This is a genomic window from Streptomyces sp. R44, from assembly GCF_041053105.1.
Lineage (GTDB): Bacteria > Actinomycetota > Actinomycetes > Streptomycetales > Streptomycetaceae > Streptomyces.
The window spans coordinates 4,052,357-4,072,867 of the sequence record NZ_CP163444.1 but is presented as its reverse complement, the minus strand read 5'-3'; the positions used below and the strand labels follow the sequence as shown (position 1 = coordinate 4,072,867).

General features: G+C 72.8%; 20 protein-coding genes. 13 read left to right on the top strand and 7 right to left on the bottom strand.

Features of this window, described 5'->3' with window-relative positions; all coding sequences use genetic code 11:
* Positions 1-169 precede the first annotated feature (169 nt).
* The 4 genes from AB5J54_RS18715 to AB5J54_RS18700 all read left to right on the top strand — a co-directional run bounded on the left by AB5J54_RS18715 (position 170) and on the right by AB5J54_RS18700 (position 4,724).
* Entirely contained in the window at positions 170-1,441 is a 1,272-nt protein-coding gene (locus tag AB5J54_RS18715; RefSeq protein WP_030323500.1) for an aspartate kinase, read from the top strand.
* Entirely contained in the window at positions 1,438-2,505 is a 1,068-nt protein-coding gene (locus tag AB5J54_RS18710) for an aspartate-semialdehyde dehydrogenase (RefSeq protein ID WP_369145055.1), read from the top strand. Before AB5J54_RS18715 ends, AB5J54_RS18710 begins: the two co-directional genes overlap by 4 nt.
* Before the next feature lie 252 nt (positions 2,506-2,757).
* Positions 2,758-3,486 carry a SigE family RNA polymerase sigma factor gene (locus AB5J54_RS18705; protein ID WP_369145054.1) on the top strand — a complete coding sequence of 243 codons (729 nt, stop codon included), beginning with the start codon at positions 2,758-2,760 and terminating at the stop codon, positions 3,484-3,486.
* A complete protein-coding gene (locus tag AB5J54_RS18700) occupies positions 3,483-4,724 on the top strand; it encodes a hypothetical protein (protein ID WP_369145053.1) in 1,242 nt (413 codons plus the stop codon). The genes AB5J54_RS18705 and AB5J54_RS18700 overlap by 4 nt, the downstream gene beginning before the upstream one ends.
* 69 nt (positions 4,725-4,793) lie before the next feature.
* Here AB5J54_RS18700 and AB5J54_RS18695 read toward each other — a convergent pair whose 3' ends face one another.
* Entirely contained in the window at positions 4,794-5,534 is a 741-nt protein-coding gene (locus tag AB5J54_RS18695) for an SURF1 family protein (protein ID WP_369145052.1), read from the bottom strand.
* 24 nt (positions 5,535-5,558) lie between these two features.
* Positions 5,559-7,376: a prolyl oligopeptidase family serine peptidase gene (locus tag AB5J54_RS18690; protein WP_369145051.1), complete on the bottom strand. Its 1,818-nt coding sequence runs from the start codon at positions 7,374-7,376 to the stop codon at positions 5,559-5,561.
* A 71-nt stretch (positions 7,377-7,447) separates the two neighbouring features.
* On the opposite strand from AB5J54_RS18690, the gene AB5J54_RS18685 reads away from it, so the two are divergent.
* Positions 7,448-8,278 carry a class I SAM-dependent methyltransferase gene (locus tag AB5J54_RS18685; protein WP_369145050.1) on the top strand — a complete coding sequence of 277 codons (831 nt, stop codon included), beginning with the start codon at positions 7,448-7,450 and terminating at the stop codon, positions 8,276-8,278.
* Positions 8,279-8,314: 36 nt separating this feature from the next.
* Here the strand turns inward: AB5J54_RS18685 and AB5J54_RS18680 are convergent, their stop codons facing one another.
* Positions 8,315-8,602: a DUF6191 domain-containing protein gene (locus AB5J54_RS18680; protein ID WP_369145049.1), complete on the bottom strand. Its 288-nt coding sequence runs from the start codon at positions 8,600-8,602 to the stop codon at positions 8,315-8,317.
* A 31-nt stretch (positions 8,603-8,633) separates the two neighbouring features.
* On the bottom strand, positions 8,634-9,668 hold the full coding sequence (locus AB5J54_RS18675; protein ID WP_369145048.1) for an Lrp/AsnC family transcriptional regulator: 1,035 nt from the start codon (positions 9,666-9,668) through the stop codon (positions 8,634-8,636).
* A 119-nt stretch (positions 9,669-9,787) separates the two neighbouring features.
* Between AB5J54_RS18675 and AB5J54_RS18670 the strand changes: the two genes are divergently transcribed.
* Positions 9,788-11,224, top strand: a complete 1,437-nt coding sequence (locus AB5J54_RS18670) for a tetratricopeptide repeat protein (protein WP_369145047.1) — start codon at positions 9,788-9,790, stop codon at positions 11,222-11,224.
* Between the two features lie 68 nt (positions 11,225-11,292).
* Positions 11,293-12,300: a YdcF family protein gene (locus tag AB5J54_RS18665; RefSeq protein ID WP_369145046.1), complete on the top strand. Its 1,008-nt coding sequence runs from the start codon at positions 11,293-11,295 to the stop codon at positions 12,298-12,300.
* A gap of 45 nt (positions 12,301-12,345) precedes the next feature.
* Here AB5J54_RS18665 and AB5J54_RS18660 read toward each other — a convergent pair whose 3' ends face one another.
* Positions 12,346-14,184 carry an alkyl/aryl-sulfatase gene (locus tag AB5J54_RS18660; protein ID WP_369145045.1) on the bottom strand — a complete coding sequence of 613 codons (1,839 nt, stop codon included), beginning with the start codon at positions 14,182-14,184 and terminating at the stop codon, positions 12,346-12,348.
* Between the two features lie 173 nt (positions 14,185-14,357).
* Here AB5J54_RS18660 and AB5J54_RS18655 point away from each other — a divergent pair, with 173 nt between their 5' ends.
* Positions 14,358-14,639 carry a hypothetical protein gene (locus AB5J54_RS18655; protein ID WP_369145044.1) on the top strand — a complete coding sequence of 94 codons (282 nt, stop codon included), beginning with the start codon at positions 14,358-14,360 and terminating at the stop codon, positions 14,637-14,639.
* A gap of 15 nt (positions 14,640-14,654) precedes the next feature.
* Here the strand turns inward: AB5J54_RS18655 and AB5J54_RS18650 are convergent, their stop codons facing one another.
* On the bottom strand, positions 14,655-15,737 hold the full coding sequence (locus AB5J54_RS18650; RefSeq protein WP_369145043.1) for a protein kinase: 1,083 nt from the start codon (positions 15,735-15,737) through the stop codon (positions 14,655-14,657).
* A gap of 233 nt (positions 15,738-15,970) precedes the next feature.
* Between AB5J54_RS18650 and AB5J54_RS18645 the strand changes: the two genes are divergently transcribed.
* Both AB5J54_RS18645 and AB5J54_RS18640 read left to right on the top strand, forming a co-directional pair.
* Positions 15,971-16,849: a glycosyltransferase family 2 protein gene (locus AB5J54_RS18645; protein WP_369145042.1), complete on the top strand. Its 879-nt coding sequence runs from the start codon at positions 15,971-15,973 to the stop codon at positions 16,847-16,849.
* An 82-nt stretch (positions 16,850-16,931) separates the two neighbouring features.
* On the top strand, positions 16,932-17,630 hold the full coding sequence (locus tag AB5J54_RS18640) for a 4'-phosphopantetheinyl transferase superfamily protein (RefSeq protein ID WP_369145041.1): 699 nt from the start codon (positions 16,932-16,934) through the stop codon (positions 17,628-17,630).
* Between the two features lie 17 nt (positions 17,631-17,647).
* On the opposite strand, the gene AB5J54_RS18635 is transcribed toward AB5J54_RS18640, so the two are convergent.
* The gene (locus AB5J54_RS18635) at positions 17,648-18,649 is read right to left on the bottom strand and encodes a LuxR C-terminal-related transcriptional regulator (RefSeq protein WP_369145040.1); all 1,002 of its coding nucleotides are present in this window, start codon (positions 18,647-18,649) and stop codon (positions 17,648-17,650) included.
* 140 nt (positions 18,650-18,789) lie between these two features.
* Between AB5J54_RS18635 and AB5J54_RS18630 the strand changes: the two genes are divergently transcribed.
* The 3 genes from AB5J54_RS18630 (at position 18,790) to AB5J54_RS18620 (ending at position 20,465) form a co-directional block, all read left to right on the top strand.
* Positions 18,790-19,161 (top strand): hypothetical protein, encoded by a 372-nt coding sequence (locus AB5J54_RS18630; RefSeq protein WP_369145039.1) that lies wholly within the window; start codon positions 18,790-18,792, stop codon positions 19,159-19,161.
* 100 nt (positions 19,162-19,261) lie between these two features.
* Positions 19,262-19,456, top strand: coding sequence for a hypothetical protein (locus AB5J54_RS18625; protein WP_369145038.1), 195 nt, complete (start codon positions 19,262-19,264; stop codon positions 19,454-19,456).
* 265 nt (positions 19,457-19,721) lie between these two features.
* A complete protein-coding gene (locus tag AB5J54_RS18620) occupies positions 19,722-20,465 on the top strand; it encodes a thioesterase II family protein (RefSeq protein WP_369145037.1) in 744 nt (247 codons plus the stop codon).
* The last annotated feature ends 46 nt before the right edge of the window (positions 20,466-20,511 follow it).

Sequence of the window (20,511 nt, the reverse complement as noted above, 5' to 3'; positions counted from 1 at the left end):
CGTGGCGGGGCGTACCGACAGATCGCCGACCGATGGTCGACAACCCGCCGATGATCACTCCCTGAGCCGCTCGTCTCACCATGCGATATCACGGTGGCGTTTCCGGGTCCCTCGATAGACTGAGCCGATCGCAGCGCCGGCTGCGGCACAGACTGAGCGAGGAGCGCACGTGGGCCTTGTCGTGCAGAAGTACGGAGGCTCCTCCGTTGCCGATGCCGAAGGCATCAAGCGCGTCGCCAAGCGGATCGTGGACGCCAAGAAGAACGGCCACCAGGTGGTCGTCGTGGTTTCCGCGATGGGCGACACGACGGACGAGTTGATCGATCTCGCCGAGCAGGTATCCCCGATCCCTGCCGGGCGTGAGTTCGACATGCTGCTGACCGCCGGAGAGCGGATCTCCATGGCCCTGCTGGCCATGGCGATCAAAAACCTGGGCCACGAGGCCCAGTCGTTCACGGGCAGCCAGGCCGGTGTCATCACCGACTCGGTCCACAACAAAGCGCGCATCATCGATGTCACGCCGGGCCGGATCCGCACCGCCCTCGACGAGGGCAACATCGCCATCGTCGCCGGCTTCCAGGGTGTGTCCCAGGACAAGAAGGACATCACCACGCTGGGCCGCGGCGGCTCCGACACCACCGCCGTCGCGCTCGCCGCGGCGCTCGACGCCGAGGTCTGCGAGATCTACACCGACGTCGACGGTGTGTTCACGGCCGACCCGCGCGTCGTGAAGAAGGCGAAGAAGATCGACTGGATCTCCTTCGAGGACATGCTGGAGCTCGCCGCCTCCGGCTCCAAGGTGCTGCTGCACCGCTGCGTCGAGTACGCACGCCGTTACAACATCCCGATCCACGTCCGCTCGTCCTTCTCGGGGCTGCAGGGCACCTGGGTCAGCAACGAGCCGCAAGGGGACCGCAAGGTGGAGCAGGCCATCATCTCGGGCGTCGCCCACGACACCTCCGAGGCGAAGATCACCGTCGTCGGCGTGCCGGACAAGCCGGGCGAGGCCGCGGCCATCTTCCGCGCCGTCGCGGACGCCGAGATCAACATCGACATGATCGTGCAGAACGTGTCCGCCGCCTCCACCGGCCTCACGGACATCTCCTTCACCCTCCCCAAGGCCGAGGGCCGCAAGGCCATCGACGCCCTGGAGAAGGCGAAGACCGCGATCGGCTTCGACTCGCTGCGCTACGACGACCAGATCGGCAAGATCTCCCTGGTCGGCGCCGGGATGAAGACCAACCCGGGCGTCACCGCGGACTTCTTCCGCGCGCTCTCCGACGCGGGCGTGAACATCGAGCTCATCTCGACCTCCGAGATCCGCATCTCGGTCGTCACCCGCGCCGACGACGTCAACGAGGCCGTGCGCGCCGTCCACACCGCCTTCGGTCTGGACAGCGACTCGGACGAGGCCGTCGTCTACGGAGGCACCGGCCGATGACGCCGAAGCCGACGCTCGCGGTCGTGGGAGCGACCGGGGCGGTCGGCTCGGTGATGCTCCAGATGCTCACGCACCACGCGGACGTCTGGGGCGAGATCCGCCTCGTCTCCTCCCCGCGCTCGGCCGGCTCCAAGGCCTCCGTGCGCGGGGAGGAGTGCGAGATCCTCGCGCTGGGCGAGGACGTCTTCGACGGCGTCGACCTGGCGCTCTTCCTGGTGCCCGAGGACGTCGCCGCCCGCTGGGCGCCCGTCGCCGTCTCCAAGGGCGCCGTCGTCGTGGACACCTCCGCGGCCTTCCGGGCCGACCCCGACGTGCCGCTCGTCGTCCCCGAGCTCAACGCGCACGCCGCACGGGTACGCCCCCGGGGCATCGTCGCCGGACCCGGCTCCACCACCCTCGCGCTGATCGTCGCCGTGGGCTCCCTGCACGCCGAGTTCGGGCTCGCCGAACTGGTCGTCACCGCCCAGCAGGCCGCCAGCGGCGCCGGAGCCGGCCAGGCCGGCGTCGACGCGCTCCGCGCCCAGCTCGGCCTGGTCGCCGCCGACGACGACCTGGGCACCCACCCCGGCGACGTACGGCGGGCCGTCGGCGAGAACACCGGCCCCTTCTCCGGCCCCCTCGCGCTCAACGTCCTCCCCTGGTCGGGCACGCCCGGCGCCGACGGAGCCTCCTCCGAGGAGGAGCACGTCCGCGACGAGACCCGCCGCATCCTCGGCCTGCCCGGCCTCCGGATCGCCGCCACCTGCGTCCGCGTCCCCGTCGTCACCGGGCACTCCGTCTCCGTGCACGCCCGCTTCGAACACCCCGTCCCGGTCGGCCGCGCCCACGAGGTCCTGGCGACCTCGCCCGGGGTCGTGCTCTACGACGACCCGGCCGCCGGCGACTTCCCCACCCCCGCCGACGTCGTCGGCACCGACCCCGCCTGGGTCGGCCGGGTCAGGCGCTCCCTCGACGACGAGCGCGCGCTCGACTTCTTCGTCTGCGCCGACAACCTCCGCAAGGGCGCGGCCCTGAATGCCCTTCAGATCGCGGAATCCCTTGTCACGGATTTGTGGGATCTGTGAACGACCTGTGAGCAAAAAGGCGTCAGATACCTCTTGAACTGCGGTGATGCGGTGGTCGACGATGCACTTCCCCCGTACTGCAACCAGAGTTGGGCGGGGCGCGTCTCTGCGTGCACCCACGACCGTGTGGCACGGGACACGCTCAAAGCGGGGCATCGGGGGAGAACGGTTACGCATGAGGGCGAAGAACTCGCCGCCGAAAAGGGTGGCGAACGCGTACAACCCTGTCGGGGGGAAACGTGTCCAACAGGCGTGGCAGAGGTACTCGACATCGCGACCATCGCCCCGCTGCGCGGCGGGGGCACGGCGGTGCTCCCCGTGCGGAGCACCGCCGGCGCACCCGTACGCGGCTCCGCTGTGCGTCCGCTCAGACGCCCCCGCGCGCTCGGCGGACTGCCGGTGATCGCCCCCGTGCCCACCGGATCCCGCACCGGCTCCGTGGACGGCATCCCCTCGCCTCGTAAGAGCGCCGAGGCCGCCCCGGCCGCCGGAACCACCGTCGACCACCTCACCGAGACCTACCGCGCCCACTACCGGTCGCTGCTCGGTCTCGCCGCGCTGCTCCTCGACGACACGGCCTCCTGCGAGGACGTCGTCCAGGAGGCCTTCATCCGCGTCCACTCGGCGCGCAAGCGGGTCCGCGAGCCCGAGAAGACGCTCGCCTACCTGCGCCAGACCGTGGTGAACCTCTCCCGGTCCGCGCTGCGGCGCCGCATCCTCGGCCTGAAGCTGCTGTCCAAGCCGATGCCGGACATGGCCAGCGCGGAGGAGGGGGCGTACGAGCAGCTGGAGCGCGAGGACCTGATCAAGGCCATGCGCGGCCTCCAGCGGCGCCAGCGCGAGGTGCTCGCCCTGCGGTACTTCTCCGACATGACCGAGGTCCAGGTCGCCGAGACGCTCGGCATATCCCTGGGCTCGGTGAAGGCGTACGGTTCGCGGGGCATCGCGGCGCTGCGCGTCGCGATGGGAGCGACGACATGAGCGAGGCACCCGGCGGGGACGGCGTGGCCCACGAGAACCGTGACGGCGACGACGTCCCCGAGAGGCATGCCGCCGAGACGGACGGCGGAGCCTCCGAGACCCCTGACGCCCTGGATGTACGTGACGAGCCGAGTGGACAGCGCATGGTGAAGATCGAGCCCGGACCCCACGAGGGCGACGACGAACTCGCGGTGCGGAAGCTGTTCCAGGACGCCGTCGGCGGCCTTGAGCCCTCGCTCGGCTCCCTTGAGCACCTGCGCCGGGCCGTGCCCGCGCGGCGCGCCCGCAAGCGGCAGGCCGTCGTCGGCGCCGCGGCCGCCGCCGTCCTCATCGGCACGGCCGTCCCCGCCTTCGTGCACGTCGCCGCGTCGGGCGGCCTCTCCGCCACCAACTCCGTGAACGCGGGCCACGGCGAGCAGGCCCAGGGCGGCACCGGCTCCGAGACCGGCACCGAGGGCGGCAAGAGCTCCCAGGGCCCCGCGAGCGGCGTCTCGCCGAGCCCCGGCGCCATCGGCGCCTCGGGCGGACCGCAGAGCCCGGGCTCCGGCGGCAACGGCCCGAAGCAGTCCCAGGGCACGGGCCCCGACGGCGCCCCCCGGTGCACCGCCGGCCAGCTCGGCGTCAGCCGGGAGGGCGCCGAGGCCGCCAATGCCGAGGGCAAGGTCTACGGCACCTTCCGCATCGCCAACTTCTCCGAGAAGGCCTGCCTGGTCGACGGCGCGGGCACGGTCGGCTTCGAGGCCCGCGGGGCGGCCGACCCCGCGCGGATCTCGGTCGCCCGGCACACCTCGGGCGACGGCAGCGGGCTCCCCGACCCCTCGCAGGAATCCTTCGCGCTCGTCCTGAAGCCGCAGGCCAGCTACGAGGTGAAGTTCGTCTGGATCCCCAGCGAGACCTGCCCGACGGGCGGCGGTGGCACCCCGACGCCGACGCCGACCACCCCGACCGAGCCGCCGCCCTCGCCGACCCCGACGCCGACGCAGACCCCGACGACCGACCCGACGAGCGGGGCGGGCGGCACCGACTCCGGTGGCGCGGGCACCAACCCCGGCACCGGTCCGGAGGCGGGCTCGGGCGCCGGCATGGCTCCCCAGCTGCTCCACGAGGACGGCGCTCCGGCGGACGGCAGCGTCGTGGTCAGCCACACCGCGGAACCGGGCGGCGCGACGGCCTCGGCCGTGGTGACGAACGCCTGCGCGGGCATGATCATCCGGACGGGAGTCCTGGCGGGCTCCTGAGCCGGCACCGGGTGGTGGGTGGGCCTGTGGGACGGAAGTCCTCCGGGCCCTCTGTCTTACCGGCCGGTCCTACAGGCCCAGCGCCTCGTCGCGGGAGGCCTCCGCCTCGCGGCGGACGAGGCGGAACCACATGAAGACCACGAAGCCCGCGAAGACGAACCACTCCGCCGTGTAGCCGAGGTTCTGGAAGGCCTTGGCGTCCAGGCTCGTGCCCGCCGCGGCCGCCGCCGGCACCGGCGTGAGACCGGTGGGGGAGTCGGCGAGGGTGATCCAGGCGTCGTAGACGTCGTCCGTCACCACGTTCACCAGGGACGCCGCGCTGATCATCCCGAGCTGCCCCTCGGGCAGCCCGCCCGCCGCGCGGACGCCCTTCGTGCCCGGGTTCTCCGAGGCCTGGAGCGCGCCCACCACCGTGACCTCGCCGGTCGGCGGGGCCGGGGCCTTCGCGCCCGTGGGGAGCCAGCCCCGGACCACCGGCAGCGAGCGGCCGCCATCGGTCCTGAGGAGCGTCAGGACGTACGAGCCGGTCCGGCCGTCCAGCTCGCGGTCCGGCACGAGGAACTGCTCCCCGAACCGGCCGCGCGCCTGAGCCGAACGGCCCGAGGTCTCCTGGTCCACCGGCAGCAGGGAGTCCAGCGGCTCGGCCTTCAGCGAGCTCGCCGCGGGCCGCTGCTCGGCCTCCCGGTGGGAGTCGACGCGGTCCTCGAACTTGCCGAGCTGCCAGGTCCCCATGAACACGCAGAACGGGATCGCGAGGAGGACGAAGACGTTGATCCCCCACCAGCGGGGCGTTCTCAGGAACCGGTACACCCCCCCCACGGTACGCAAGCCGCCTCAGCCCTCCGACGGCCGGGTCCCCAGGTGTCTGGCCGCGAAGTCCAGGTCCAGGGCGACCTGCTTGATCCGCTCCTCCACCACCAGCGAGCCGTGGCCCGCGTCGTACCGGTAGACCTCGTGCACCGCGCCCCGGGCCGCGAGCCGGTCCACGTAGTTGTCGATCTGGCGGATCGGGCAGCGCGGGTCGTTGACGCCGGCCGACACGTGCACCGGGGCCTTCACCGCGTCCACGTACGTCAGCGGCGACGAGGCCGCGTACCGCTCGGGCACCTCCTCCGGAGAGCCGCCGAGGAGCGTCCGGTCCAGCGCCTTGAGGGCCTCCATCTCGTCCTCGTACGCCGTGACGTAGTCCGCGACGGGCACCGCCGCGAGACCCACCGCCCAGTCGTCCGGCTGCGTGCCCAGACCGAGCAGCGTCAGATACCCGCCCCAGGAGCCGCCGGACAGGACCAGGCGCTCCGGGTCGGCGAGGCCGCTCGCCACCGCCCAGGCGCGGACCGCCGCGATGTCCTCCAGCTCGATCAGACCGACCCGGTGCTTCAGGGCGTCCGTCCACTCCCGGCCGTACCCCGTGGATCCCCGGTAGTTGACCCGCACCACCGCGTACCCGTGGTCCACCCAGGCCGCCGGGCCCGAGGCGAAGGCGTCGCTGTCGTGCCAGGCCGGGCCGCCGTGCACCTCGAAGATCGTCGGGAAGGGGCCCTCGCCCTCCGCCGGGCGCTGCACGAGCGCGTGGACCCTGCCGCCGGGTCCCTCCACCCACACGTCCGCCACGGGCACGGACGGCGGTGCCTTCGGGCCGGGCGGGTCCAGGACCACACCGCCGGCCGTGGACCGCACCACCGGCGGCTCGGCGGCCGAGGACCACAGGTACTCCACGGAGCCGTCGGGCCGGGCCGTCGCGCTCGACACCGAACCGGCCGGGGTCTCCACCCGGACCAGCGCGCCGGTCGCGATCTCGTACCGCCACAGCTCGCTGCGGGCCTCGAAGCCGTGCACGATCAGCAGCCCCGAGCCGTCCGGGTACCACTCCGCCGACACGTCGCCCGGCAGATCGAGCCGCAGATCGGTCTCGGTGCCCGTCGCCACGTCCCACAGCAGCGGCTCCCAGCGGCCCCGCCGCTGGTGGCCGACGAGCAGCCGGGTGTCCCCGGCCAGCGGCGCGAAACCGAGGACGGTGAGGCCCAGCTCCTCCGTGCCGCCCTTGGTGTCGTCGAGCTCGGCCACCACACCCGCGTCCGAGGCGCGCAGCACCCGCAGCGACGAGTGCATCGCGTCCCCGTGCTCGGTGTGCTCGATCGCGATCAGCGAGCCGTCGTACGACAGGTCGCCGACACCGGCCGACTCCCGGTGCCGGTAGATCTCGACCGGGGCGGCGGCCCCCGGCCGTACGAGATGGACCGTCGAGCCGTCCTCGTCCGTGGAGCGGCCCACCACCAGCGTGCCCTCCCGGCCGATGGCGAGCCCCGCCGGATAGGAGGCGGCGAGACCGGGCACGGCCGGCTCGTCGGGGCCGCCCGCGAACGGCTGGCGCATCCACACCCCGAACTCGTCCCCGTCGGTGTCCGCGAACCACCAGATCGAGGCGCCGTCCGGCGACAGCGTGCCGTCCGTCGTCCCGTTCGGCCGGTCCGTGACCTGGCGCTGCTCACCGCTCGCCCGGTCCCAGGCGTACAGCTCGTACGTCCCCGTCGCGTTGGACACGAACAGTGAGCGGTCCGGGGCCTCCTCGGCCCATTCCGGCAGGGAGACGCGGGGTGCCCGGAAGCGCTGCTCCCAGACGGGGGCGTCGCTGTGCTTGCTCTCGGTAGTCATGGCAACCATCATGCTCCGCGCCGCCGACAAACGGGTCGCGTCGTCCGCAGCCTGTGGATAACCTCCCCGGCATGTACTCTCCGACGCCCGAGGACTGGCTCGAGGCCAACCGCGCGAAGTGGGACGAGCGCGTCCCGATCCATGCCGCCAGCGAGTTCTACGACCTCGACGCCTTCCGCGCGGGCAAGGACGCCCTGCGGGACTTCGAGCTCGCGGAGGTCGGCGACGTCACGGGCCGCTCCCTGCTGCACCTCCAGTGCCACATCGGCCTGGACACCCTCTCCTGGGCCCGGCACGGCGCCTCGCACGTCGTCGGCCTGGACTTCTCCGAGCCGGCCGTCGACACCGCCCGCGCGCTCGCCGCCGACCTGGGCCTCCCGCAGGAGCGGGCCGCCTTCGTCGCCGCCGACGTGTACGACGCCGCCGAGGCCGTCCCGGACGCCTCGTACGACATCGTCTACACCGGCCTCGGGGCGCTGTGCTGGCTCCCCGACCTCGACCGCTGGGCGGAGACCGCGGCCTCCCTCGTCGCCCCGGGCGGCTTCCTCTACGTGGCCGAGTTCCATCCGCTGACCGACTCGCTCGACGACGAGACCGGCAGCCGGGTCGTGCACGACTACTTCGTCCGCGACCCGTGGGTGGACACCAGCCCGGGGACGTACGCCGACCTCGACGCCGTCACCGTGAACAACCGCAGCGTGGAGTGGGTGCACCCGGTCGGCGAGGTCGTCACGGCGCTCGCGAAGGCGGGCCTGCGCATCGAGTTCCTGCACGAGCACGACGCCTCGCTCTTCCCGCGGTACGGAGCCCTCCAGCGGCACGAGGACGGCTACTACCGCTTCCCGGCGGACCGCCCCCGCATCCCCCTGATGTACTCGATCAAGGCGACCCGCCCGGCCTGATGCCAGGGCCGGGCTTCCCGCCCGGCCCCACCCGCGTCACCGCTGGATGCGGATGACGGCCCGTCCGCCGCCGAGGTCCACCGTCGAGTGGCGCGGCGGGGCGCCGTCCTCCTCGTCGTCGCGCAGCACGAGGGCGCTCTGCCGTTCCTTGAGTTCGTTCTGCTTGCCCTGCGAGAAGGTGGCGTGCAGCTGCTCGAAGCCCGTCGAGGAGAGCTGGCCGGTGCGCTTGCCGCGTCCGGTCATGCGGAGGAACTGGTCGGCGAAGGCGATCACGGTCAGCAGGATGACCAGACCGGGCAGCGTCACGAACACGGCGAACTCCATGCCTCCATCAGAGCACGCCCCCGGCGCGCTGTCAGGGGGCGGTCGTGGGCCTGATGTGGTGGGTGCGCCGCCCGTCCGCGCCGAGGACCTGCGCGCCGATCTTGTGGGTGCGCAACGACACCGCGGTGCCCGTGATCCGCAGCGCCGGCGCCGCCCGCACGAGCGCCGCCGTCACGTCGTGGAGTTCCTCGACGGTGCCGAGCCACATGGCGAGGGCCAGGTTGTGCCGCCCGGTGACCGAGGTGACCACCCGGGTCTGCCGCAGCCTGCCGAGCGCGGCCACCGACTCGGCCACGTCCAGGGGCGGTACGTCCGCCGTGACCAGCGCCCACACCGGCCGCCCGGAGAACCGCGGGGCCGGCAGGCAGTGGTGGTGGCAGGCGCCGGCCGCGCCGAGGGCGTCCAGCCTGCGGCGCACGGTCGACTCGCTCGTGCCGCACTGCCGGGCCAGTTCGGCGGCGCTGCGCCGGGCGTCCCCCGCCAGCTCCGCGACGATCCGCTGGTCGAGCTCCGTGACGTGCGGGTACGCGCGCGCGGGGGGCCGGACCCGCCGTTCCCCGCCGGTGAGCTCGGCGAGGTGCTGCACCTGTCCCGGGGTGAGCTGCTCGATCCGCGAGCGGTACGGCCGGTTGTGCAGCTGGGTGACGACCTGGGTGCGCGCCCTCAGCACGCCGGGGAGCCGCCGCACCCGGCCGGCGAGGTAGCCGTCGAGGGCGTGGAGGTCGGGGCAGTTGACGAGCAGGATCAGATCGGAGTCGCCGGTCACCTGGTGGACGCCTAGGGTGTACGGATCCTCCGCGAGCTCGACCGCGGTGGCCTCGGCGTCGCCGGCCACGCACTCCAGCTCGACCCACGCGTAGAGGGTGGCTTCCGTGCCGCGGCGGGCGCTGAGCATCGAACTCCACGCGTATCCGCCGGTGGTGAGGGTCTCCCAGCGCCGGGCGAGGGTGTCGGGGCTCACGGCGAGGACGGTGGAGAGCTGGGTCCAGCTGGCGCGGGGCGCTATCTGCAGTGCGTGGATCAGCGCCAGATCCACCTCCCCCAGGACGGATTCCCTGGTATGCATGTGCCTCCTTGGTCGATCCCGGGGAAACCCTGGGTGCGGGCACGGGAAGGCCCCAGGATGTGGACCAGGGCTCATGCATTCAAGCCGCGAACCTGGCCGATTTCCATTAAATCCGTCCTATGTCACAGGAGAAGGGCGGAGAAGTGACACGGGGGCTGGACCACATGTGGACAGGAGAACCACCGGAGACCGAACGCCTGTGGGGCGAATCGGTCGGCCTCGACCAGATCGCCGCGGCCGAACGCGGCTACGAGAGCTGCGGGCCGGCCGAACGGCTCCTGTGGGAGCGGCTCTCCGTCTTCGAGGGCGCCTTCGGCCGGGAGGCCGTCCGCGAGGTCTGCGCCTCCGGCACGCTGCCCGCGGGGCGGATCGAGGCGGTCCTCGACCGGCTGGCGCCCCTCGCCCTGCTGCCCGTCGACGACCTCTTCGACGGCGAGGACGGCCTGCCCCGGTACTGGATGCCGCACCCGATGCGGGCCGTCGGTGCCCGCCGGCTCACCGCGCGCGGCGACCGCTGGGCCGTCCTCCTGCACCACCGCAGGTGGTGCGTGAAGGTCGCCCGGCGGGCCGCCGACTGGTGGCAGCGGGGCCGTCAGCTCGACGCCCGGGACCTCGCGCTGCGCGAACTCCCCGACCTGGCCGCCGCCATGGACCCGACGACCGCGCCGCTCTCGCCGAACGCCGAGGCCGAGACGTCCGTCGAGATCGCGGTCTCCCTGTGGTTCCTGTGGGTGGCCTGCGGGCGGATCGCCGAGGGCCGCACCCGGCTGCGGCACGCCCTCAGCCTGCACGCCGGACCGCCGTCCGCCCGCGCCCTGTGGCTCGCGGCCTTCCTGGAGCTGGAGTCGGGCCGTCCCGAGGACGCCGACCCGCTCCTCGCCAAGGCGTGGGCGGCGGCCGTACGGGACGGCGACGAGCGCTGTCTGGCGCTCCTGGCCCATCTGCGCGGCGCGACCGCCCTCTACCAGGGGCGTACGCGTGCGGCGGCGGCCGAATTCCGGGAGGCGCTCGCGCTGATGGAGGAGCACCCGGAGTTCGGGCCGAGCCGTCGGGCCTGCTGGGTCGGCCTCGCGCTCTCCCTGTGCCGCTCCGACCCGGAGGCCGCCCAGGAGGCGCTGGACCAGGGCGATCTGGACCGCGAGAGCCGGGGGGCCTGGGTGGGCCGTGACATGTTCGCCGAGGCCTGGGCGTACCACGTACGGGCCGAACTCGGCGCCTGGGACGGGGAGCGGGAGCGGGCCGCGGAGTACGCCAGGCGGGCCCTGCGCGAGCATCTGCGGCTCGGCTCCGCGGTGGGCGCGGCCTGCGCGGCGGAACTCCTCGCGCAGATGCGGGCGATGGAGGGGAAGCACGACGCGGCGGCCCATCTCCTGGGCGCGGTCGACCTGTTGCGGACCTCGGCCTTCGACTCCTCGTACCGGCCGGCGGAGTACTGCGTGGTCACCCGGACCCGGGGCGAGGAGGCCCTCGGGGCGCTGCTCGTCGACCCGGAGCTGCGGAGCGCGTACGAAGAGGGCGCGAGGCGCGGCCTGTTCGCTCTGGCGGGAGAGATCTAGCGCCGGGTTTTCCACAGGGCGGGGTCCGCGGCCGTTCCGTTGTCGGTCCGGATGCCTACGATGTCGGAATGTTCGCCTTCGTCGCAGCTGCCGTTTTTCTGTTGCTCTTCGGGGTGGGTGTGCTGCGCGACCGGCGCCGCTTCGGCAACGCCGTGTACCTCGGTCTCGCCGTCACCTTCCTCGGGATCGGTCTCCTCTTCGGGATCGACGAGGCCCGCCCCGGGCTCGCCGAGACCCTCATGGTGCTCGTGCTGCTCGTGCTCGGTCTCGGCCCGGTCGTCCTCGCCGGGCTGCTCTGCGCGAACGGCGTGAAGATGGTCCGCAAGGAGGGCAGACGCCCGGCCAACCTGCTCGCGCTGCTCGCGGGACTCGGCATGTTCGGGGTGATGGGCCTGGCGGTGGCGACGGCCGCCACCGGCTCGCGGATCCTGGGCCTGCTCACGAGCACCACCCTGCTGGTCCTCGGCTACGTCTCGTTCCTCTTCCTCTGCTTCGTCGGCTACGCGTACCTGTACGGCCGGATGCGGCTCCGCCGCGACGCCGACTACGTCGTGGTCCTCGGCTCCGGTCTGATCGGTGGTCGTCGGGTGCCTCCGCTGCTCGCGAGCCGGCTGGACCGGGGCCGGCAGGTGTACGAGACGCTGGCGGCGCGGGGCGGGGACGCGCCCGTCCTCATCACCTCGGGCGGGCAGGGGCCCGACGAGGAGCTGCCGGAGTCCCACGCGATGGCCGACTACCTGACCGACGGCGGCTTCCCGGCCGGGGCGGTCGTGCGCGAGGACCGCTCGCGCACGACCGAGGAGAACATGCTCTTCAGCAAGGAGCTGATGGAGCGGGACCGGCCGGGCTCCTCCTGCGTGATCGTCACCAACAACTTCCACGCCTTCCGGGCCGCCCTGATGGCCCGGAGGGCGGGGATCGACGGACAGGTGGTGGGCTCGCCGACCGCCGCCTACTTCTGGCCCTCGGCGACGATCCGCGAGTTCGTCGCGGTCTTCCTCCAGTACAAGGTGGTCAACCTCGGAATCTGCCTGATGCTGATCCTGCTGGGCGTCCTGGCGTGGACGGTGCGCTGAGCACGGTCCATCGGGGCCTCCTCACGGACGGTCTGCACGGATGGTCTAGGGGGTGACGATCGGGAACTGGGCGTCCGGCTTCGTCACGTACGAGAAGAGGCGGGCGAGCAGGGCCGGGTCGCCCTCCACCCCGATCCCGAGTTCCTGGAGGCTCTTCCCGGCGAGCAGGCCGAGCAGCTGGGCCTTCCCGAGGGTGAGGGTCAGTCCGGCGGGCGTCCGGGGCTCGGCGACCACCCGGTGGGTGAGGGCGCCGTTGTGCAGGGTGAGCCGGTGCCGCTCGCCCGCGTCCGTGGGGACGTCGAGGAGGACGAGGTCGATCGTCAGGTCCTCGTCCCAGGCGCGCGGCCCGTCGATCGCGACGGCGAGGGAGTCGATCAGCATGGGGACGGTGAGGGCCATCGCCATCTCGGGGTTGGTCATGTCGACCATGTCGCCCGTGATGCCCTGCCGGAGCTCCTGGGCGCCGCGCAGATAGAAGTTCCGCCAGGTGGCGTTCTCCGCGCCGTACCCGAGCTCCTCGTACACGGCGGCGAGGGCCTGCTTCGCCTCCTCGTTCCCGGGGTCGGCGAAGACCACGTGGTTCAGGAGGGTCGCGGCGAAGCGCGGATCGCCGCTCTCGACGTACCGGCGGGCCTTGGCGAGGGCCTCGGCGGGGCCGCCCGCCACGTCCACGTACCGCTGCGCGAGCTCCACCGGCGGGTGCTCCCACAGGTGGGCCGGGTTGCCGTCGTACCAGCCCAGGTACCGCTGGTAGACCGCCTTGCTGTTGTGGCTGAGGGAGCCGTAGTAGCCGCGGGCGTGCCAGGCCTTCTCCAGGGCGGGCGGCAGCTCGATCCGCTCGGCGATCTCGACGCCCGTCCAGCCCTCGTTGAGCAGGCGGAGGGTCTGGTCGTGCAGGTACGCGTAGAGGTCGCGCTGCTCGCCCAGGAACCGCACCACGTTGTCGTGGCCCCAGGTGGGCCAGTGGTGGGAGGCGAAGCCGACGTCGTACTGCCCGTGGAAGTACTCGATCGCCTCGTCCAGGTAGTGCGCCCAGATCCGGGAGTCGCGGACGACCGCGCCGCGCAGGGTGAGCACGTTGTGCATGTTGTGCGTGGCGTTCTCCGCCAGGCACAGGGCGCGGTGGTCGGGGAAGAGGAAGTTCATCTCGGCCGGGGCCTCGGTGCCCGGCGTCAGCTGGAAGACGATCGGCACGCCGTCGACCGTCTCCTGCTGCCCGGTCTCCGTGATGTCCACGGTCGGCGGGATCAGGCTGATGGTGCCGGTGGAGGTGCCCTGACCGAGGCCCACGCCGATCTGGCCGTCGGGGGCCTTCGGGAGCCCGACGCCGTACATGTAGCTCGCCCGGCGGGTCATCGCCGTGCCCGCGTACACGTTCTCGCTGACCGCGTGCTCCAGGAAGCCGGCGGGGGCGAGGATCGGGACGCCCTCCTCGGTGCCGTGCGGGAGGACGCCCCGGACCCCGCCGAAGTGGTCGCCGTGCGAATGGGTGTAGATCACTCCGGTGACCGGCCGGTCGCCCCGGTGCTCCCGGTACAGCGCGAGGGCGGCGGCCGCCGTCTCCACGGAGATCAGCGGGTCGATGACGATCACCCCGCGCTCGCCCTCGACGAGCGTCATGTTGGAGATGTCCAGGCCGCGGACCTGGAAGATGCCCGCGGTGACCTCGTACAGGCCCTGTCGGGCGGAGAGCTGACCCTGCCGCCACAGACTGGGGTGCGCGGTGTCCGGGCAGTCGCCCTTGAGGAAGCCGTAGGCGTCGTTGTCCCAGATCACCCGGCCGTCGGCGGCCGTCACCACACCGGGGACGAGCGCGCCGAGGAAGCCCCGGTCGGCGTCGTCGAAGTCGGTCGTGTCCTCGAAGGAGGGCAGGGTGTCGCTCATGTGCCTGGTGCTCCGTTCCGCTTGCGGGCGGTGATCGGCGTACCGGTCCATCTGAACACCGGGGTACTACGGCCGCACTTCGGAGCGGGCGGGACCGCCGGACCGTGCCTAGGCTGGAGGTACGCGTCCGCTCGCGGGGCACGCGCACCACTCACGCGGTTCGGAGGTGGCCCATGAGGGCACGCCACCACTTCCACATCGACTACCTCGGTCACTCGGTCTCCGCGACCGTGCAGACGGGGCACACCCCGGTCGTCGAGGTGCTCGTCGACGGCAAGGAGACCGGCCACGCCACGACCCACGACGACCGGCCGGTCACCCTGGAGATCGAGCTGCCGACGGACCCGCCGACGCCGGTGGCCGTACGGGCGACCCCGGGGCCCGGCGTACCGCGCTGCCTGCTCCTCGCGGAGGCGGACGGGGAACCGCACGTGATGGCGCCCAGACTGTACTGAGTGCCTCCCGGGCGGTCAGGACAGCCAGGCCATCCCGATGATCAGGAAGACGACGAAGGCGATGGCCCCGGCCACGGCGGCCGTCTTGCGCGGCCGGCGCCGGGACAGCTCGGCGAGTGCGCCGCCGGTGCTCGGCTGGCTCTGGCGCCGCCGGGCGGCGGGCGCGGAGCGGGTCGTCGGCGGCCGGTTCATCGGCGGCGGGGTCGGCGCGGGCGTGTGGACCGGCGCGGGCATGGGCAGGGGCGCCGCCCCGGCGGGCTGATGGGGTGCGGGGGGCTGATGGTGAGCCTGAGGCCGGACCGGGGCGGCCCCGGGGTAGGAGCGCCAGGCGCCGGAGGAGAACCAGTCCGAGATCGCCTGCGCCGACGGCCGCTGCTCCGGCTGCTTCGCGAGCAGGCTCAGCAGGTACGTCTCGAACTCGGCCGGCAGCGCGGCGCCGAGCCGGCTCGGCGGCACCGGCGCGGTGTCGATGTGCTGGTACAGCAGGGCCGTCGCGGTGTCCGCGCGGAACGGCGGTCTTCCGGTGAGGAGTTGGTAGAGCACACAGCCGAGCGAGTACACGTCGGAGGCGGGGGACGCGGGCTGCCCGAGGGCACGCTCGGGTGCGAGGTAGAGTCCCGTGCCCACGATCTGGCCCGTCGTCGTGAGCGCGGCCGAGGGGTCGTCGACGAACCGCGCGATGCCGAAGTCGGCCAGCTTGACCGTGCCTTCGGCGTCGACGAGCAGGTTCCCCGGCTTGATGTCCCGGTGCACCACGCCCTGCCGGTGCGCGGCCGCGAGTCCGGCGGCGGCGTGCGCGGCGACCACGGCGACCCGCTCGGCGGTCAGGACCAGCGGGTCGGCCGGGTTCCCCTGAAGGCTGTCGCCCTCCACCAACTCCATGACCAGGAACAGCTTTCCGTCCCAGGTGCCGAAGTCGAAGACGCCCACCACGTGCGGGTGACTCAGCCGCGCGGCGGTCTGCGCCTCCAGCCGGAAGCGGTCACCGGCGGAGGGGTCGGTCGCCTGGGCCAGCATCAGCTTCACGGCCACGGCCCGGCCCAGGACCTCGTCGGTGGCCTGCCACACCTCGCCCATGCCGCCCCGGCCGATACACACATGAAGCCGATATCGGTCCGCGACCAGCACCTGGAGACCACCCTTTCGACGATCGATCAACCTGACGGAAGGGAACCAGCGTAGAGCCGCCCGGCGGCCCCCCTCGTCGCGCGCCCCCCTCGGGGCTCCCGTCCGGTGCACGACACCCGTGGTCCTGGTGAACGGAAGGTGTCCCCGGACGGTTAGCATCGCGGCCCGGAGCGAGTTCCGGCGGACATGGGACGGAGTGGGTCGTGGCGCGACCTCGTGTGGGTGTGGCGGTACTGACGATGGGCACGCGCCCCGCCGAGCTGAGGGCCCTGCTCGACGCCGTGGCGGGCCAGGACGAGCCCGCCGCCCGGATCGTCGTCGTCGGCAACGGCACCGGCTCGCTCCCCGCCCTGCCCGAGGGCGTGACCGGAGTCGAACTCCCCGAGAACCGGGGCGTCTCGGGCGGCCGGAACGTCGCGATCGAGACGCTGCGCGCGTTCGGCGACGTCGACATCGTGGTGGACCTCGACGACGACGGCCTCCTCGTCGACGAGGACGTCTTCCGCCGCCTCGCCGACCTGTACGAGGCGGACCCGGCCCTGGGCATCGTGTCGTTCCGCATCGCCGACGAGACCGGCGAGACCCAGCGCCGGCACGTTCCGCGCCTCGGGGCGAAGGACCCGCTGCGCGGCGGCGAGGTCACCACCTTCCTCGGCGGCGGCCACGGCCTGTCGATGCCGATGCTCGACCGGATCGGCGGCTGGCCGGAGGACTTCTTCTTCACCCACGAGGAGACCGACCTCGCCTGGCGGGCCCTCGACGCGGGCTGGAAGGTCCTGTACGCGCCGGAGCTCCTCCTCCAGCACCCGAGGACCAGCCCGGCCCGGCACGCCGTCTACTACCGGATGACCGCCCGCAACCGCGTCTGGCTGGCCAAGCGCAACCTGCCGGCCCTCCTCGTCCCCGTCTACCTGGGCGTGTGGACCCTGCTGACCCTGGCCCGCACCCGCTCCCTGCCGGGTCTCAAGGCCTGGTTCGGCGGCTTCGCCGAGGGCGTCCGCCGCTCCTGCGGCCCCCGCACCCCGATGCGCTGGACGACGGTCCTCCACATGACCCGCCTGGGCCGCCCGCCGGTGATCTAGGCACGCCCCGGCGGATCACGTCCGGGTCCGCGGCGCCGATCCGCCGGACAGGACCCGGCACCCGTCTGTCAGCATGACGCCCATGGGAACGTCACTGACTCCGTCCCGGGGCACCGGAGCCGACGACACGCTCGACGTGCGCGTGTGGGCGCTGCCGGTCCCGCCCCCGTCGGCCGCGCTCGACCCGGGCGTCCTGGACGAGGAGGAGCGCCGTCGGGCGGCCGCCTTCGTCCGGGACGAGGACCGGCACCTCTACGGCTTCGCCCACATCGCGCTCCGGACGGTCCTGGCCGCCCTGACCGGCATCGCACCCGGCGCGCTGCGCTTCGACCGGGCCCCCTGCCCGTGCTGCGACGGTCCGCACGGGCGGCCCGTCCTGCGGTCGGCGGCGGCACCGGAGTTCTCGCTGTCGCACACCCGGGGCCTGGTCGTGATCGGCGTCGCGCCCGTCCCCGTCGGCGTCGACGCGGAGCCCCTACCGAAGGCCGGGACCGCGGAGGAACTCGCGAAGGTGCTGCACCCGGCGGAGCGCCAGGAGGTCGAGGCCGCGTCCCCGCAGGACCGGCCGGCCGTCTTCGCGCGGCTGTGGGCCCGCAAGGAGGCGTACCTCAAGGGCCTGGGCACCGGCCTCGGCCGCGATCTGGATGCGGACGACGTCCGTGGCCCGCTCCCCGGCTGGCACCTCACCGACCTCGCCGTGGGCCCCGGCCACGCGGCCGCCGTCGCGGTCGCCTCCCCGGCACCGTACGAGGTCCGCGTCCACCGGGGCCTGCCGGGCTGAGTTCCCCGGCGGCCGCGTCAGCGGGTGAGCGAGAGCCAGCCCTGGCGGACGGCGTTGGCGCCCGCCTCGAAGCGGCTGCGGGCCCCCAGCCGCTCCATGAGGAGGGCGGTGAGCCGGCGGGCGGTCCGGGCGGAGACGCCGAGGCGCCTCGCGATGACCTCGTCGGTGAGCCCGGTGTCGAGGAGCCGGAGGATCTCGACCTCCTGGTTGCTCAGGTCGTTCTGGTCGACGACGGGCGGGGTGCCCAGCGGAGTCGCCGCGGCCCAGGTGCTCTCGAAGAGCGCGTAGAGCGCGGTGACGATCCCCTCGCCCTTGAGCAGCACCGCTCCGGTCCGCGCGTCGGAGGTGTCGAGCGGCAGGACCACCTGGCGGCGGTCGATGATGACCATGCGGACCGGGAGCGTGGCCGCGGTGCGCACCTGTCCGCCGCGGGAGCTCAGCCAGTTCACATGCTCGAGGGTCGGGGCGTGGTTGCGCACGCTGTCGAGGTAGATCGTCCGCATCCGGATGCCCCGGTCGAGCAGTGCGCCGTTCGGCCGGCGGCTGGCCTCCAGGTCGGCCGCCGGGTGGGCGCCGCCGGGAGCGAAGGTGGTGATCTCCTGCTCCGCCTGGGCCGCCAGGAGGACCAGCCGCTCCCGTATGACGTCCACGCCGATGAGCCGCTCGGCGTCCTCGCCGGAGGTGGCGGCGGTGTTCGTCAGCGCCGAGCACTCGGCGATGAGCTGGGCGGCGGCGGCACGCGAGGTCTCGATCCGGAGCTGCTGGGCGGCGAGGTCCGCCTGCTGCCGGGAGAGGATCAGCTCCATGGCGATCTCCGGGCTGACGGCGCGGTAACCGCCTCCCTCCCGCAGCGCGGGTCGGACCAGGGCGAGGGTGCTGAGCGAGTCGAGGCTCCGGTGGGCGTCCTGCTCGTCGACGCCGAGACGGGCGGAGAGCGTGGCCAGGTCATCCTGCGGATAGGCCAGCATGGACTTGTAGAGCTGTTCCGCCGCGGAATCCAGGCCCAGTGGCTCGAGCACCGTTCCCCCTTGAACTAACCGGTGTTTTCCTCTGACCGAGTCGGACGCAAGTATCACCGAGCGTGCAGGTTCAGGCAATGGCATAAAGCGGCCAATCCGCCCTCTCCTGCAGTGTTTGCCGGAGATGCGAGCCTGGGGCCATGTATATGGTCCACGCTCAACTGGCCGCGAAATCAAGCGAATCGTTGCCGGGCGGTGCCTCGGAAATCTTCCGGGGAAGTGCAAAGCCCGGTGAATCCGTCGAGTACGTCGTCGTGCATCCGGATACGCCCGTCGGCCCGGTCGTCGGCCTCTTCCTGCTCGCCCGTTCCCTGGAGCAGGCCGAGGAGATCGGGGCGGCCGTGTGCGGGAGGGCGCTGCGGACCCGCAGGGAACTGAGCGGCTTCCTGCTGCTCGGCTGCGAGGGCAGGCTGGTCGGCCCGTACTTCGACCGAATGTTCGGGTGGGACGGCCCTGGACAGGTTATGCCAAGGCCGGATCATGACAGCGGAAACCCCTTCCTCGACTTCTGAGCCGTGGACAGACTGAGGTCATCAAGTCGATCAACGGGAAGAGCGGGGTCGGAGAACCCTGGCCGCCGCACCTTCTCCGGTTGCTCCAGGGGGAAGAACCATGCTTGGAAAGCGCATCGCGCAGCACGTCGCCGCCGTCCTGCTGGCCGGTGCCGGCCTCTGCGCCGCGGCCGCCGCGGTCGTCGCGACGGACCCCGGCACGACCGCGCCGCAGGTCCGGATCGAGGCCGCCGCGGCGCCGTCCGGAACGACGACCGGCACGACGTCGGTGAACGACATCACCTGGGGTCCGTGAACCACCCCGGCCCGGGCGGCGGTTCGCCGCACGGAGAATGGAACTGAATTTCCGTCAGCGGAGCGGCGAAGCCCTCCCACGGGAATCGAGAATTGATTCATCTCGGGTACGTGACGACTCCGAACCCGTAACCGGCCCCGATCTCATGGGCCTTATCCCTGCCGTTTCCGCTTTCCCGGCGGCCGCACCCTCATATCCGAGGGCGCTTCGTCGCGGGCTTTTTCGAGGAAGGTCCGGTCCTGTGAGCGTTTCCGCTGCGAGTCAGGTGCGCCGAAATGCACCCGGTCGCTGGCTGCGCACGGGCGGCGCGCACGAGGCCCCCGGGCTGCACGTCGTCTGCTTCCCGCCGGCCGGCGGCGCGGCGAGCTCGTTCTCCGCGCTCCGGAGGGCGGCGGGCCGCGACAGCGCGGTGACGGCGGTGCTGCTGCCGGGGCGTGAGGCGCGGATCGCCGAACCGTTCGCGGAGGACCTGGACCGGGTCGTCGAGGCGGTGGCCGAGGAGCTCCTTCCGCTCCTGGCCCGGGACGAGACGCCCTATGTCCTGCTCGGGCACAGCATGGGCGGACTGCTCGCCTACGAGACCGCCCTCCGCCTTCAGGCGCACGGCGCCCGACGGCCGCTGCGCGTTGTGGTGGCCGGGACGGCCGCCCCGCGCGACGCGGGCTGGTCGGCCGTGGCGTCCCGTCGGCCCGAGGAGCTGATGCGGCTGCTCGGAGGGGTCCCGCCGGAGGTCTTCGAGTCGCCGGAGCTGCTGGAGATCGTGAGCCGGGCCCTGCGCGCGGACCTGGCGATGATCGCCGCCCACCACTGCTCGGGCGGGCTGCTGCGAAGCCCGCTCGGCGTGCTGTACGGCAGCGAGGACCCGCTGGTCGGCGCCGAGGCGGTGGCGGGCTGGTCCGCTGTCGCGGGAGCGGGCGCGACGGTCGAGGAGCTGTCGGGCGGCCACTTCTTCCTGGACGCCCACTACCCGCGGCTCCTCGCGGACTGGCGGCGGGAGGCGGCGCGATGACGAAGGACGGGCGGAGCACGGCCGCGCGGACGGCCGGCGAAACGGT